This is a genomic window from Pseudarthrobacter sp. PvP004 (assembly GCF_017876035.1).
In the GTDB taxonomy this organism is placed as follows: Bacteria; Actinomycetota; Actinomycetes; order Actinomycetales; family Micrococcaceae; genus Arthrobacter; species Arthrobacter aurescens_A.
The window spans coordinates 3732956-3747201 of sequence record NZ_JAGINL010000001.1 but is presented as its reverse complement, the minus strand read 5'-3'; the positions used below and the strand labels follow the sequence as shown (position 1 = coordinate 3747201).

The following is a 14246-nucleotide window of genomic DNA, read 5'->3' as shown; positions in this document are numbered from 1 at the left end:
GCAACACAGGGAGGCTAGGATCAAATCATGATTCTGGCCTCCCTGATTTTCGCGACGATTGCCGCCCTGCTCCACGTCTACATCTTCACCATGGAGTCCATCACCTGGACCAAACCGGCCACATGGAAACGCTTCAGCCTCACCTCGCAGGCCGACGCTGAAACCACCAAACCGCTCGCCTACAACCAGGGTTTCTACAACCTGTTCCTGGCCATCGGCGCACTGATCGGCATCATCGCTGTCTGGGCCGGGGCGCCACAGGTGGGCTGGACCCTCGTCTTCAGCAGTTGTGGTTCCATGCTCCTGGCCGCCTTGGTCCTTGCTGCCAGCGGTAAGAAGTACCTCCGCGCGGCAACCCTCCAAGGCACAACGCCGTTGCTCGCCGTCGTGCTTGGAGTGCTGGCAGTGACGCTGGGCTAGTGCTCCGGAGGACCTGCCTGGGCTGCGGCTTCATCCATCCAGAGGACTTCCCAGTGGTGGCCATCCAAGTCACGGAACGCGCGGCTGTACATGAAGCCAAGATCCTGGGCGTCGTAGGTTTCTGAACCGCCGGCTTCGAGCGCCTTTGCAGCCAGGGCATCCACGTCTTCACGGCTGTCGGCGGAAAGTGCCACAATAGCGGCCGTCGAGTTCTGCGTGTCCGCGATGGGCTGCTTGGTGAACTCGCTGAACTTGGCGTGGGTCAGGAGCATTGCATAGATAGTGTCGCTGAAGACCACGCATGCGGCAGTCTCGTCGGTGAAGTTCGGGTTGATGGTGTAGCCAAGGGCCGTGTAGAAGGCCTTGGATGCCTCGAGGTCGCTGACGGGGAGGTTCACGAAAATCGACGTAGTCATGCGTCTGATCCTGCCGGTGTTTCGACGCCTCGTCCAGAGGTAATTTCACGCCTGTGTATAAGTAGCCAGCGGAACTCCTTGCCAGCAAAGGGCAGGGATGGCGCCGCCGCCTTGGACCCGGCGCAGAGAGACCGCTCCGTGGACCCGCCGCAGAGAGCCTGCTTGCTAAGGAAGGCACCCACTTAGAATGGCCCACCTGCTGGCCCAGCCCCTCGCCCGGGCGGAGAATGGAGTCAGCACGCAGGGGCGTGCCATGTAGGGAGAGCCATGGAGATGGACGAGCATCAGCCCGCCAGCCCGGCAGCGGTTGTGCATAGGGATCCGGCGATCGATCTTGTCCGTTTCATCTGCCTGCTCCTGGTTGTCGCTGCGCACTGCATGATGGTCAGCCCTGTTCTGCAGAAGGACGGGACTGTGGTGACCGTGAACGTCCTCATGGAGCAAAGCTGGTTTACCCCTGTGGCGTGGGGGCTCATGATTGTGCCGCTGTTCTTCGTCCTGGGCGGTGTAACAGGGCTGCAATCGTGGCGGCGTCTGAGGGCCCACGGCGGCACCGGGTTCGACTTCGCCCAGTTGCGACTCCTCCGACTGGTCCGCCCGGCCATGGCCGTTTTGGCTGTCATGTGGGGAGGGCTGTGGGTTGCGCTGCTGCTTGGCGTCCACCCGGCGGTCATCCAGTTAATGACCGCCGGCGCCGCGATGCCCCTGTGGTTCTTGGCGGCCTACCTCACCGCCCAACTCAGCATCCCGGTGATGGCCCGGCTTCACGAGCGTGCGCCATTTCTGACGTTCGCTGCGCTGGTGGCGCTGATCATCACTGTCGATTCCCTTCGCGGCGCCATTCCCGTCCTGGCCTTCGCCAACATGGTCTTCGTGTGGTGCGCCGTCCAGCAATTGGGATTCCTCATGGCGGACGGCTTCTTCGAGAAACGCAGCCGCGGCTGGCTCATCGGTGCCGTTGTTTCCAGCAACCTTCTGCTGGGCCTCGTGACCGGTGTGGCCGTGTACCCGGGGAACATGGTGGTGAACTTGAACCCGCCCAATTTCTGCCTGCTTCTCTTGGGCATTTCCCAGACGGCCACGCTCCAACTCCTGCAAGGTGGCATACGGCGGATCGCTGACGTCCGATGGATCCAGGGGGGCATGGCCGTAGCGGGACGGCGATCCATGACCGTGTACCTGTGGCACCTTCCGCTCCTGGTGGGCATGTCCGGGTTGCTGCTGCTGACTGATGTGCCCAAGCCGTTGGCAGGGACTCCGGAGTGGTGGTGGGCGCGGATCCCTGTCTTCTTCGCGGTGGTCACCCTGATGGTCCCGGTGGTGTGGATTTTTGGTCGCCTGGAGAACCGTCCGACGGCGGCAAGCCACGCACGGGGCCCCACGCGCACCGCTGTGGTGACCGCCGCCGTCGTGGTTTTGATCCCGGTGGCGGACGCTGCGTTCAACGGATTGACGCTTGCCCTGTTGGGTGGGGGAGCGGCGTGCTTTGCCCTTTCGGTCCTCTTGCTGGGCAGGGTTCCGACGCCGCTGCTGCCGCCTCCGGTGCGCGAAGGTGCGGAATCGCCCGAACGTCGACGGCCCACGTTGCCAGAGCCGGATTTACGTGCCAATCTCGAAACATGACCGAGTACAAGGATTCACTGGCAGAGTCGTTCAAAGCTGGCGTCACCACGGTGCGCAACGACAAATTCCACCGCTATGAGCTGCACGTGGACGGAGAGCTGGCCGTGATTTCACAGTTCCTGGACAAGCCCGGTCATATCGATTTCATTCACACTGAAACGAAGCCCCAGTTCAATGGCCAAGGCTTGGCGAAAGTCCTGGCGCACTTTGCGCTGGATGACGTGGTGGCCTCCGGCAAACGCATCATCCCGCATTGCCCGTACATCGCCGCTTACCTGAAGAAGCACGAGGGCTACGAACAGGACGTCGACTGGCCCGCGGAAATGCCGGTGGGTGAACCGGACAACGAGTAAAGGGCTACACGAGCACTGACGCGTTGCTTCTCTTTGGGCTGCGTCGGGGCTGGCCGGCTCTGGTTGTCTTGAAAGGCCAGTCACGCCGCGTTCCGCTGAGGGAGACGATTGCGTCGTGCTCATCCGTAATCATCCCGCGGCGGCACGTTGCGCGGACCTGCATTGCGCTGACGAGGCTCCCGCCGTGGAGGTGATCGGAGTCCGTCACCAAGTAGGTGAAGCTCCGCATCACGGATTGGCCTGGGGCCAGCAGTCTTATCCGCAGGTCCCGCTCCACAGGTTCTGAGGTGTACTGGAGCATTTCCATGCCCTCGTTGGTGAAGGAACGAGGTACGAGATTAATATCACGCACGTGGCTCGTGGAGTCATTGATGATCCATGCGGTGAAGATGACCGTATCGCCCGGGATGGCCAATGGCCTGTCGGCTCCGTAGACGAGAGAGATGTGGCCCGCATTCTTTTTTCGCGCCAAAAGTACCGAGCGCCGTAAGGGCAATCCCCGAACGATCGCGCACGGGACCCTTGGCGTGTGGTTGTGGGTGGCACGCATCAATTTCCTAAAGGGGCGGCTGCGCCGGATACCCATGAGTCCTCATTTCGGGCCGGGGATGGACGGTTGTGCATGTCAAGTGCCGCTCGGAGCGAATTCGTGTCGCGGAAATCGGAGTTATCTACAGGGCCGGGCAACGCGATTCAAGTCATAGGGCAAGAGGTGCCACACTCTTGTTTATGGATCAACTAACCGCGGCAGCGGCCAGTGGAGAGTCTCCTGCCAGCACAATGGCTGCCCGCAGCGATTCCCAGATCATTGAGTTGGTGCGCGAAGGTGCCACCGATGCCTTCGATGTGCTCTACCAACGGCACTTCAAAGTCGCCCATTTTGTCGCCCGCGCGCAGAGCGATAATCCCAGTGACGCCGACGACGTCGTGGCCGAGTCTTTCGCTTCCATCTTCCAGCAGTTGACGGAAGGCAAGGGACCAAAGGAGTTCTTCCGCTCCTATCTCCTGACCGTGGTGCGCCGCACCGCCCACGACCGGAACCGCAAGGCCCGCCGCATGCCAACTGCTGCCGACGACGCCATTCTGGATTCCGCTGTCCTGGACAGCGACCCCGTGCTCGACGACCTTGAGTCGAGCATTATGGCCAGGGCGTTCAAGTCGTTGCCCGAACGCTGGCAGGCCGTGCTCTGGCACCTGGACATCGAAGGCCTGAAACCGGCAGCGGCGGCACCACTCGTGGGCCTCACTCCCAACGGTGTCTCGTCGTTGGCCCTCCGGGCGAGGGAAGGACTGCGTCAGGCCTATCTTCAACAGCACATCAGCCAGACGGTGGGCGACTGTAACGAGTACGCCAGCCAGTTGGGAAAGTACGCGCGAAACGCGCTGAAGCGTACGTCCGAGGAGAAAGTCCGCAGTCACCTGGATGGCTGTGCCCGGTGCACGGCTCTGCTGATGGAACTCAATGACGTCCAGGGCGGCATGAGGGCCATCCTGTTCCCCTTGCTTACGGGCATCGCCTTTACCCCGGGGGCATTTGCCGCACTCGGATCGGCGGCCACGGCCGGAGGGCTGCAGGCGGCTGCCGGAAGCACAGCAGTGTCCGGCCAGGCTGGCGCGGTCGCGGCGCGCACCGCCAGCCAAATGTGGAAGTTGACGGCGGCCATTGTGGTGGGCGTACTGGCTCTGGCTGGAGTGCTGGTGTGGTTCCTTCAGCCCAGCGCAGATACTGAATCCGCTGTTGCCTCCGACGCCGCATCACCGGCATCACCGGCCGCCCAGGAAACGTCGTCGCCGAGTGCAACGCCAAGCTCCACGCCAGAGCCCAATCCAGAGCCCGCTGCCACATCGACGCCGGAACCAACCGCCGTCGTCATTCCGCCGACCCCTCTGCCGCAGCGGAGCGCCGCGGTGGTGGATTCAGGTGCGGTATTCTCGACGCCGGCGCCCGCCTCTGTAGCGCTGGCGGCGCCCGCCGCCCAAACGGTTGATGGGACGTTCTCAGCCATCCCGGGCTCCGACAAGACGGAGCGGGACCTGCACGTAGGGTTCTCGCTGCAGGGCGAAGGAGCGCCGAGCACGGGTGAGGCCGTCTTCACGCTCCCGGACCAGGCAACCTTCGTGGCGGGTAGGACCGTGGCCCCGGCTGGTTGGACGTGCGGAAACGCCGCTTCAAATATTCGGCAGATCCGCTGCACTACCGACTCCATGGACAGGGAAAACCTTGCCTTTACGCTGGGCGTTGCGCTCCCGCCAGCCGCGGAAACGGGAACGGTCAACTATCGGTTTGGCGGGAATGGCATCGTCTCCAAGACGTTCGCCAACTCCTTCCGGTAGTCCCTCGCACCGTCCCTGAACCTGCAGTTCAGGGTCTTGGAAAAATCGTCTCAACATTTTTCCAATTTTTCGCGTCACGATTCGCGGACTTCTCCCACTACGCCTTCGGGTCCCCGTTTATCGGCGCCCTCGTTGAAGCCACCCCAAGCTTCAACGACAGAAAAGGTCGGTTGCGAGAGAGCCCATGATGTACAGAGGTCCACAGAAGCTGCTGGCGGCCATCGTCGCCACGGCGATCACGTTTCTGGGGGTGGGAAGCGCCTTGGCACCGCCGGCCCTGGCCACTCTGCCAGGCTCGCCCGGCGTTGCCCAGCCAGGTACTCCTGTCTACACGGAGACCTTCGCGAATCAGAATGCCACCGCCAGCGCCCTCAGCATCCTGAGCTACATGGGTGGAACCGCAGCTGCGAACCAAACGTATACAGCTGATACGCCCTACACACCGGCCGGCGGACAATGCGACGGCTGGATACTGAACTCCTTCACCCCGTTGGCGACCTCCGATGCGGGTTGCCTCAGGAACCAGCCCGGCGGCTGGGAACAGATCCAGCAGATGTCGGTTGCCCTCGGATTGGCGCAGGGACAAACAGCAGCGCAAGCTGCCAGCAACCAGGCGTTGTCTGAATACACCAACAGTGCATCAGGAAATATCGCCGCTGGCGTCCAATTCCGCACCGAAGCAAACACCATCCCGGCAATCGCCGGCCACTACTATGCGGTGTCAGGTTACTTCGCCCAGGTGAACTGCCACGCTGCACACGCGAGCCAGACCTTCAGCCTGCTCATTAATGGGACACGCCAAGTGCTCAGCGCCGGCCTCGATCCCTGTGGCAGCAGCACCCAGCCAAGCGTCCAGGTCACCAAGCTCCAATCCGCTGCCTACCAGATTCCCGTGGGCACAAACCCTTCACTCGGCTTGGAGCTGAGGAATGAAACAGCCACGGGAATCGGCAACGACGTCGCCTTCGACCTTCCGCAGATTGTGGATGTGACGCCCCAGCTGGATAAATCCTTCACCCCGGCGCTCATCGCACCTGGCGGCACATCCAAGGTCACGCTGACGATCACCAACACCGACGACCTCAAGGCGAAGAACGACTGGTCCATCACGGACACACTTCCTGCTGGACTGACCGTTGCCGGTACTCCCAACATGGGTGGCACCTGCGTGCAGGCCGCGGGAACCAACCCCTTGGAGAAATGGGCCGTTGCCGGCAGCAACACCGTCTCAGTCATTGGCGGTGACCTCGCCCAAGGAATGACGGCGTGCACCATTACGGTAGACGTCACAGCTGCTGCGGAGGGTACGTACGTTAGCGGACCCGCCAACATCGTGACCAACCTGAACCCGCCTGCAAACGCCACGCTCAGCGTTCGGTCTCCGCGGCTGGCATTAAGCAAAGCCCTTAGCGCTCCCCGGCTGTCTGATTCCCATCAGTTCACCACCCACATCCGCACGGGCTCGGCCACTGGACCGGTTGTCAGCTCTACTGCCAACGCGACCACTGCTGGTGCGGGCTCCACGATTGAGCCAAACACGGGTGTCACCGGTGAGTATGTAGCCAATGCCGGAACCCCGTATTATCTGACCGAGTCCGGTACCAACCTGTCCGGCTACAGCAATGCCATAACCTGTGTGGACGCCAATGGTCTTCAGTCCGGCCTGCCTTCCGGGGCGCCTTTCGCTGGCTCCCTGGAAATTGTGCCCCGTGCCGGCGCCGATATCAGCTGTGTGCTGACCAGCACGGCACATCCCGTGCCGACCATGGAGTGCAGCGTGTCCGCTGACGCCTCTGACATTCAGCAATCGCCGGTTGTGGGTGACCGTATCACCTACACTTTCGCTTCGAAGAACACCGGCAACGTGCCGCTGACCAATGTCTCCATCACGGATCCGCTGGCTGGCCTGTCCGCCCTGAGCTACACCTGGCCGGGCATCCCGGGTGAGTTGCTCCCTGGCCAAACCGTGACGGCTACGGCAACCTACGGGATCACGCAGGAAGATATCGACGCCGGTCATCTCGCCAACTCGGCCACGACCACGGGTACCCCGCCCGCAGGTCCGCCGCTAGCGACTCCTCCCGGAACAACGGACACACCTTTGACCCAGGCCGCAGCGATGGAGTTCAGCAAGTCCGCCGACGCCAGCGCCGTTCTCCATCCGTCTGTTGCGGGCGACGTGATGACATACACGTTCACTGCGAAGAACACCGGCAACGTCACGCTGACGGATGTCTCCATCGAGGATCCGCTGGCCGGTTTGTCCGCGTTGAGCTACAGCTGGCCCGGCGCCCCAGGAACCCTTCTGCCCGGTGAAACCGTGACAGGCAAAGCAACATACGGGATCTCCCAGGCTGACATCGACTCCGGGCACGTGGTCAACAGCGCAACTACAAGGGGCACTCCTCCCTCCGGCACCCCGATGACGCCTCCTCCCGGAGAAACGGACACCCAGTTGACGCCGGGCGCCGGCATGCGGTTCACCAAGACGGCGGATGCATCTGCAGTGGGTGACCCCGCCAAGGTGGGCGATCCAATCACCTACATGTTCACGGTGAAGAACACAGAAAATGCGCCGTTGACCCACGTGGTGGTCAACGATCTGATGCCGGGCCTGTCGGCCTTGGTTTACACCTGGCCCGGTGACGCAGGAATTCTGCTTCCCGGTGAGGAAGTGACTGCCAGAGCAACGTACGCGGTCACGCAGGCGGACATCGACGCCGGGCACGTGGTCAACACGGCCACCGCAACGGGTACGCCTCCCACTGGACCGGTGGTCGCTACGCCACCAGCGAGTGTTGTGGTGACCTTCCCGCCAGTTGGGCCCAACCAGTCTGATGCGCCGCGGGACGGGGCCAGTCGGCCCGACGGACCGCGGGACGGTCCCGGCCAGTCTGATGGACCGCGGGAAGGTGACGGATCGCCCCTTGGTCCCAGTCAGTCTGAAGGACCGTTGGCCTCCACAGGCGTTGTCCATAACGTGCTGCCGATCAGCCTCATCGTGGTTGGCGCGGGCCTGGTCCTGTTCCTCTTCGGATACCGTCGCAGTCGTCACTGAGATCTGGTGCTGGGGCGTGGGTGCCCTGGAAAGCGTGCTCTGCTAACTGGCCGGCCGCTTTCTTTGCCACTGCACGGCGTGCCAGAAGAGTAGGGCGGCCGTTAGTAGCAGGCCGCCCAGGAGTACGTACGGGGTGTAGGACATCAGCATGAAGCTGAGCTGCGCCGATGTGTTGAACTGTGTTGGTCCGGCCATCGCAGCTGCTGCTTCGGTCAAGGCCCAGAACCCGAAGCCCAACAGTCCCGCATCCAGCACCCACAGCACAATGATGAAGGGGTTGGGCGAAGCGCGTTTCTGCGCGGGGTCCGCGAGTTCGGGCACATGGGGGCTGACCGCAGGTAACGCGTTGCCGTCCTCGTCGATTTCCCGGAAACCGATGTGCTCGTGAACGTGGTCCTTCATGGCCCCCCAACCTCTGACAGCTGATAGTCCTAGCACTCTACTCCCTGTTCCGAGCAAGCCGCAGGTAGCAGCCGATGGCCCTTATGAACAATCACTTGGCCGAAAAAGCGCCATATTTTGCACCCAACACGGTCTGAATGAAAGTCAATGACGCACCAACCACAGCTACTTACGCGAGAAAACGCCTTCTGAGCGAAATAGGTCACAAAAGTTTGACGGAAAGGCTTACCTAAGTAAGGCTTACCTTGCTAATAAGCGCCCCCAACGCAATGGAAGGAAGCTGACGTGACGTCACCTAGTGTCGAAGAGCGGATCGCTCAGGAGCAGGACTTCGGCTCCAAAGTGGAACTGGCCCTCGCTGCCACAAACCAGCTGTTCAACGCACGAAATTCGCCCAGCTACGTCGCGCAGGTTCTTCAGGGAGTCAACGCTGTCTCCACCAAAGTCCAGCGGACCGCCCAGCCGTTCACCGGCGTCGGGCATGCTGAACTGAAGGCGAAGGTTGGCGCCGTCGATCTTGAACGTCCGCTGCCGGACACGGCTGCAGCACTGGAAGAGCTGGACGAGCTCTACCTCAAGGACGCCATCTACTTCCACGATTCCCGCTACGCCGCCCACCTCAACTGCCCGGTTGTCATACCGGCGCTGGTGGGTGAAGCAGTGCTCTCGGCCGTGAACTCCTCCATGGACACGTGGGATCAGAGCGCCGGTGCCACCATGATCGAACGCCGCCTCATCGATTGGACCGCCGAGCGCATCGGGTTCGACGCCGACGCCGACGGTGTTTTCACCTCGGGCGGCAGCCAGTCCAACTTCCAGGCGCTGCTGATTGCCCGCAACCACGCGGTCGCCAAACTGCGGGCGACGAATGGGGACGCTCGCCTGCCGCACCTCCTGGACCGGCTCCGGATTTTCACGTCCGCGGACAGCCACTTCAGCATCCAGAAGTCCGCGTCCATGTTGGGCCTCGGCTTCGACGCCGTGATTGCCGTGCCTACGACGGAAGACCACCGCATGGACCCCGCAGCGCTCGCGGCTGCTTTGGCAGAAGCGCACGACGCCGGGCTGGTGCCCATGGCGGTTGTGGCCACCGCCGGAACCACGGACTTCGGTTCGGTTGACCCGCTCTCCGAACTGGCCGCGCTGGTCCGTGCCTACGATTCCTGGCTGCACGTGGACGGCGCGTACGGTGGAGGACTCATCGTTTCCGGCAGGCACCGGCACCTCCTCAGCGGGATCCACCTTGCGGACTCCGTTACCGTCGACTTCCACAAGACCTTCTTCCAGCCCGTCAGTTCCAGCGCGGTCCTGGTCCGCAACGGCTCCATGATGGGCCATGTCACGTACTACGCGGACTACCTGAACCCGGAGAGCGCTGCGAAGGCCGAAATCCCCAATCAGGTGGACAAGAGCATTCAGACCACCCGCCGCTTCGATGCCCTGAAGCTGTGGCTGACCCTTCGCATCATGGGGGCCGACGCCATCGGCGCCCTCTTCGACGAAGCGATCGACCTCGCCGCCCGGGTGGGAACCTTGCTGGCTGAGGATGCCGAGTTCGAGCTCGCTGCCGCACCGCAGCTGAGCACCTTGGTGTTCCGCTATCGCCCGATGGTTGACGGCGCAGCCCTTGATGAAGACGCTGCGGACGTTCTCAACCCTGCCATCCGCGCCGCGATCTTCGCCTCGGGTGAAGCTGTTGTTGCCGGCACCAAGGTAGCTGGCCGCCACTACCTCAAATTCACCCTCCTCAACGCCGAGGCGAGCCTGAGGGACATCCAGGAAATCATCGAACTTATCCGCCGGACGGGCGACAGCCTGCTGGCGAACACCACGGAGGCTGCAGCATGAGCACCCAAGACAACGGCAAGATCTACGACGTCGCAGGCATCGGCGTCGGGCCTTTCAACCTGGGACTGGCCGCGCTAAGCGAGCCTGTGGAGAACCTCGACTGTGTGTTCCTGGACCGTCGCGAGTCCTTCGACTGGCACCCCGGCATGATGCTGGAACCGGCGCATTTGCAGGTCCCGTTCATGGCGGACCTCGTGACGCTCGCCGACCCGACGTCGCCGTTCTCGTTCCTGAACTTCCTGAAGCAGACGGGCCGCCTGTACCGCTTCTATATCCGCGAGAACTTTTACCCGCTCCGCGCCGAGTACAACCAGTACTGCCAGTGGGTGGCCGGCCAGCTTGAGTCCGTTCGTTTTAGCACGGATGTGCTGGATGTGACGTACGACGACGGCGTGTACCGGCTTTCTGTGCAGGGGCCGGACGGCGCTGAGGTACTTCTTGCCCGCAAGCTGGTCCTGGGCACCGGTACGTCCCCGTACATTCCGGACTCCTGTGCAGGGATAGTGGACGCCGGCGGACTTGTCCTCCACAACGCCGACTACCTGTCGAGGAAGAGCGAGCTGCAGTCCAAGCGCAGCATCACCATCGTGGGCAGCGGCCAAAGCGCAGCGGAGCTTTACTACGAACTCCTTCAGGAAATTGACGTCTACGGTTACCAGCTCAACTGGGTGACCCGTTCCGGCCGTTTCTTCCCGCTGGAGTACACCAAGCTCACCCTCGAAATGACCTCGCCGGAGTACGTTGACTACTTCCACTCGCTCCCGGGCGAGCAACGCGATTCCCTGATCAAGAGCCAGAAGAACCTGTACAAGGGCATCAACTCGGACCTGATCGACGATATCTATGATCTTCTCTACACCAAGAGCCTCTCCGGCATGGTGGACACGCAGCTGCACACGCACTCGTCGCTCACCGCCGCGGAGTGGGACCCCGCCACGGGCACCCACACACTCCAGTTGCACCACGAGGAACACGGGCAGGGCTACAGCCTGGAGTCCGAGGCCGTGGTCCTGGCCACCGGCTACAGCTACAAGGAGCCCGCCTTCCTGGCAGGCATCCACGATCGGATCCGCCGCGACTCCAAGGGCCGCTTCGACGTCGAGCGCAACTATGGAACCGGCGTTGAACCCGGCGAGATTTTCGTCCAGAACGCGGAGCTCCACACCCACGGCTTCGTCACCCCGGACCTCGGTATGTCCGCCTACCGCAACTCCTGCATCCTGCGCGAAATCACCGGCCGCGAGGTTTACCCGATCGAGCGCAGAATCGCGTTCCAGCAGTTCGGCGCACCCGCACCCGTTTCCGCAGAGCTTCCGGCTGCGGTGGGGGCAACCGCATGAGCTTCACGTTCCGACCAGTCGAGCCCGTAGCGGACGCACCTGTCCTCCACAGCTGGGTGAGCCAGGAGTATGCGCGATTCTGGGGCATGGTTTCGGCCACCGAGCAGGACGTTGTGGAGGAATACTCCAAGATTGCCGAATCGGGCCATCACCAGGCGTTCTTAGGCCTCGACGACGGCGTCCCCGCCTTCCTCATGGAGCGCTACCGCCCGGAGTCATCGCCGTTGGCGGACGTTTATGAGGTCCAGCCCGGCGACATCGGCATGCACCTCTTGGTGTCCCCGCCCGCCGGTGCTCCCCAGCCTGGCTTCACCACCTCGGTCATGCAGTCCGTCATGGCGGAACTGTTCGTTGACCCCGCAACCCGGCGCATCGTCGTCGAGCCTGACGCCCGCAACCACAAGATTCATGTCCTGAACGAGAAAGTGGGCTTCCGGCCCCACGGCGTGGTGACCCTTCCCGCCGTCGACCCCGCCGAAGACCATAAGCAAGGACTGCTGAGCTTCTGCACCCGCGAGGATTTTCTCGCTACCCTGACCCCGATTCTGGCCGCGCCTGCCGCGGCGACCAGAGGAGAATCCCTGTGACCACCACTGCCCACAACGCCACCACCACTGCCGTTGATACCGTGTCGCACCTGACCCCTGGGCGCTGGGCCGCTGCCAACCGGCACCTGGTCCGCAAGGCAATCGCCGAGTTCGCGCACGAGCGCATCCTGGTCCCGGAGCTGATCCGGGAAGAGGGCGCCGGCGTCGGCCTCTATAAGGTGGTGAGCGATGACGCCGCTACGGAATACCGCTTCCGCGCCAGGCCGCTGCAATTGGAGCACTGGTCAGTAACCGCCGAATCCATCGTTCGGTTGCGGGACGGCCAAGAGCTTCCAGTGGATGCCTTGGACTTCATTGCCGAATTCCACGAGGCACTGGCCATCCGCCAGGAAATGCTGCCCGTGTACCTGGAGGAAATCAGCAGCACGCTGGCCAGCCACGCCTACAAGCAGGGCAAGCCCTTCACCTCGGCGCAGTTGGCTGCGGGCATCACCGGTGGTGCTGACCGGGCTGCGGACTTCCAAGCAATTGAGCACAGCATGACCGAGGGGCACCCGTGCTTCGTGGCCAACAATGGCCGGCTTGGATTCGGGATTGCCGACTACCACGCGTTCGCTCCGGAGACCGGTGCCACCGTGAAGCTGCAGTGGATTGCGGTGCACCGCAGCAAGGCTGTGTTCACATCGAGTGCCGGGTTGGATTACCGGACGCACTTCGAAGCTGAGCTCGGCCCGGCCACTCTTGCGTGGTTCAACGCGGAACTGTCCGCATCCGGGCTGGATCCCGAGGACTATCTCCTGATGCCGGTCCACCCGTGGCAGTGGGACAACAAGCTCACGGTGACGTTCGCGGCAGAAATCGCCCAGCGCCACATCGTGAACCTTGGCACCGGTGAAGATTCGTACCAGGCGCAGCAGTCCATCCGTACGTTCTTCAACACCGATTTCCCGGAGAAGGCCTACGTTAAGACGGCCATGTCCGTGCTGAACATGGGCTTCATGCGCGGCCTGTCTCCGCAGTACATGAAGGCAACGCCGGCCATCAATGACTGGCTGCAGGAACTGATCGGCAATGACCAGGAGCTCCAGAACCGGGGCTTGGCCATGATCCGTGAAACCGCGGCCATCGGCTACCACAACCACTACTACGAGGCTGCTTCGGCCAAGGGTTCGCCCTACCGCAAGATGCTCTCGGCCCTATGGAGGGAAAGTCCGCTCCCGTTGCTCAAGGACGGGCAGCAGCTGGCAACGATGGCGTCTTTGTTGCACGTGGATTCATCCGGAAACTCCGTGGTTTCTGCCCTGATTTCCCGGTCCGGCCTGGCGCCCACCGAGTGGCTTCGCCGCTACTTCGAGGCCTACCTTGTGCCGCTGGTCCACTGCCTCTTCGAGTACGAGCTCGCCTTCATGCCCCACGGTGAGAACGTCATCCTGATCCTCGAAGACGGCGTGCCCGTCCGGGCGATCATGAAGGACATCGCCGAGGAAATCGTGGTCATGGGGGATCGGCTGGAACTTCCGGAGGAAGTCTCCCGCGTCAAGGCCGAGATCCCTGCCGAGGAAATGGTCCTGGCCATCTTCACGGACGTGTTCGACTGCATCTTCCGTTTCCTCGGGGCAATCCTTGTGGAGGACGGGACGCTGCGTGAAGACGAGTTCTGGGGAACTGCCGCGGCTGTGCTCCGCGAATACCAGCAGCGGCACCCGGAGCTTGCAGACCAGTTCGCCATGCACGATCTCTTTGCCCCGGACTTCGAGCTCTCCTGCCTCAACCGCCTGCAACTGAGGAACAACCAACAGATGTTGGACATCTCGGATCCCTCCGGTGGGCTCCAAATGGCAGGCCGCCTGGCCAACCCTTTGGCCAAGTTCGCCTAAGTTCCTGCGGTGAGGGGTTGGCTTTCG

Annotated in this window: 12 protein-coding genes; 9 read left to right on the top strand and 3 right to left on the bottom strand. The window is 62.6% G+C overall.

The window, feature by feature from the left end; translation table 11 throughout:
* Nucleotides 1-27 precede the first annotated feature (27 nt).
* The gene (locus tag J3A64_RS16945; RefSeq protein ID WP_011773026.1) at nucleotides 28-420 is read left to right on the top strand and encodes a DUF1304 domain-containing protein; all 393 of its coding nucleotides are present in this window, start codon (nucleotides 28-30) and stop codon (nucleotides 418-420) included.
* Here J3A64_RS16945 and J3A64_RS16940 read toward each other — a convergent pair.
* Entirely contained in the window at nucleotides 417-836 is a 420-nt protein-coding gene (locus tag J3A64_RS16940; protein ID WP_011773027.1) for a VOC family protein, read from the bottom strand. The two genes, J3A64_RS16945 and J3A64_RS16940, sit on opposite strands and share 4 nt — an antisense overlap.
* 267 nt (nucleotides 837-1103) lie before the next feature.
* Here J3A64_RS16940 and J3A64_RS16935 point away from each other — a divergent pair, with 267 nt between their 5' ends.
* Nucleotides 1104-2459, top strand: coding sequence for an acyltransferase (locus tag J3A64_RS16935; protein ID WP_210065022.1), 1356 nt, complete (start codon nucleotides 1104-1106; stop codon nucleotides 2457-2459).
* Nucleotides 2456-2812, top strand: coding sequence for a GNAT family N-acetyltransferase (locus J3A64_RS16930; protein ID WP_011773029.1), 357 nt, complete (start codon nucleotides 2456-2458; stop codon nucleotides 2810-2812). Before J3A64_RS16935 ends, J3A64_RS16930 begins: the two co-directional genes overlap by 4 nt.
* 4 nt (nucleotides 2813-2816) lie before the next feature.
* On the opposite strand, the gene J3A64_RS16925 is transcribed toward J3A64_RS16930, so the two are convergent.
* Nucleotides 2817-3362, bottom strand: coding sequence for a hypothetical protein (locus J3A64_RS16925; protein ID WP_286176373.1), 546 nt, complete (start codon nucleotides 3360-3362; stop codon nucleotides 2817-2819).
* Nucleotides 3363-3541: 179 nt separating this feature from the next.
* Between J3A64_RS16925 and J3A64_RS16920 the strand changes: the two genes are divergently transcribed.
* A complete protein-coding gene (locus tag J3A64_RS16920) occupies nucleotides 3542-5146 on the top strand; it encodes a sigma-70 family RNA polymerase sigma factor (RefSeq protein ID WP_210065020.1) in 1605 nt (534 codons plus the stop codon).
* A 184-nt stretch (nucleotides 5147-5330) separates the two neighbouring features.
* Complete coding sequence (locus J3A64_RS16915) at nucleotides 5331-8204, top strand: DUF11 domain-containing protein (RefSeq protein ID WP_210065019.1); 2874 nt, start codon at nucleotides 5331-5333, stop codon at nucleotides 8202-8204.
* A gap of 42 nt (nucleotides 8205-8246) precedes the next feature.
* On the opposite strand, the gene J3A64_RS16910 is transcribed toward J3A64_RS16915, so the two are convergent.
* A complete protein-coding gene (locus J3A64_RS16910; RefSeq protein ID WP_011773033.1) occupies nucleotides 8247-8606 on the bottom strand; it encodes a hypothetical protein in 360 nt (119 codons plus the stop codon).
* 285 nt (nucleotides 8607-8891) lie between these two features.
* On the opposite strand from J3A64_RS16910, the gene J3A64_RS16905 reads away from it, so the two are divergent.
* From J3A64_RS16905 to J3A64_RS16890, 4 genes are read left to right on the top strand one after another with little or no spacing between them, the layout of a single operon-like run.
* Nucleotides 8892-10454, top strand: coding sequence for an aspartate aminotransferase family protein (locus tag J3A64_RS16905; protein WP_307807206.1), 1563 nt, complete (start codon nucleotides 8892-8894; stop codon nucleotides 10452-10454).
* Entirely contained in the window at nucleotides 10451-11794 is a 1344-nt protein-coding gene (locus tag J3A64_RS16900; protein ID WP_210065018.1) for a lysine N(6)-hydroxylase/L-ornithine N(5)-oxygenase family protein, read from the top strand. The genes J3A64_RS16905 and J3A64_RS16900 overlap by 4 nt, the downstream gene beginning before the upstream one ends.
* Nucleotides 11791-12381, top strand: coding sequence for a GNAT family N-acetyltransferase (locus J3A64_RS16895; protein WP_210065017.1), 591 nt, complete (start codon nucleotides 11791-11793; stop codon nucleotides 12379-12381). Before J3A64_RS16900 ends, J3A64_RS16895 begins: the two co-directional genes overlap by 4 nt.
* The gene (locus J3A64_RS16890; protein WP_210065016.1) at nucleotides 12378-14219 is read left to right on the top strand and encodes an IucA/IucC family siderophore biosynthesis protein; all 1842 of its coding nucleotides are present in this window, start codon (nucleotides 12378-12380) and stop codon (nucleotides 14217-14219) included. The genes J3A64_RS16895 and J3A64_RS16890 overlap by 4 nt, the downstream gene beginning before the upstream one ends.
* Nucleotides 14220-14246: the final 27 nt, after the last annotated feature.

What these genes read in the sequence shown, in the direction of transcription:
- J3A64_RS16945 (WP_011773026.1), top strand. Translation starts at nt 28, where the DNA reads ATGATTCTGGCCTCCCTGATTTTCGCGACGATTGCCGCCCTGCTCCAC.
- J3A64_RS16940 (WP_011773027.1), bottom strand. Translation starts at nt 836, where the DNA reads ATGACTACGTCGATTTTCGTGAACCTCCCCGTCAGCGACCTCGAGGCA.
- J3A64_RS16935 (WP_210065022.1), top strand. Translation starts at nt 1,104, where the DNA reads ATGGAGATGGACGAGCATCAGCCCGCCAGCCCGGCAGCGGTTGTGCAT.
- J3A64_RS16930 (WP_011773029.1), top strand. Translation starts at nt 2,456, where the DNA reads ATGACCGAGTACAAGGATTCACTGGCAGAGTCGTTCAAAGCTGGCGTC.
- J3A64_RS16925 (WP_286176373.1), bottom strand. Translation starts at nt 3,362, where the DNA reads ATGCGTGCCACCCACAACCACACGCCAAGGGTCCCGTGCGCGATCGTT.
- J3A64_RS16920 (WP_210065020.1), top strand. Translation starts at nt 3,542, where the DNA reads ATGGATCAACTAACCGCGGCAGCGGCCAGTGGAGAGTCTCCTGCCAGC.
- J3A64_RS16915 (WP_210065019.1), top strand. Translation starts at nt 5,331, where the DNA reads ATGATGTACAGAGGTCCACAGAAGCTGCTGGCGGCCATCGTCGCCACG.
- J3A64_RS16910 (WP_011773033.1), bottom strand. Translation starts at nt 8,606, where the DNA reads ATGAAGGACCACGTTCACGAGCACATCGGTTTCCGGGAAATCGACGAG.
- J3A64_RS16900 (WP_210065018.1), top strand. Translation starts at nt 10,451, where the DNA reads ATGAGCACCCAAGACAACGGCAAGATCTACGACGTCGCAGGCATCGGC.
- J3A64_RS16895 (WP_210065017.1), top strand. Translation starts at nt 11,791, where the DNA reads ATGAGCTTCACGTTCCGACCAGTCGAGCCCGTAGCGGACGCACCTGTC.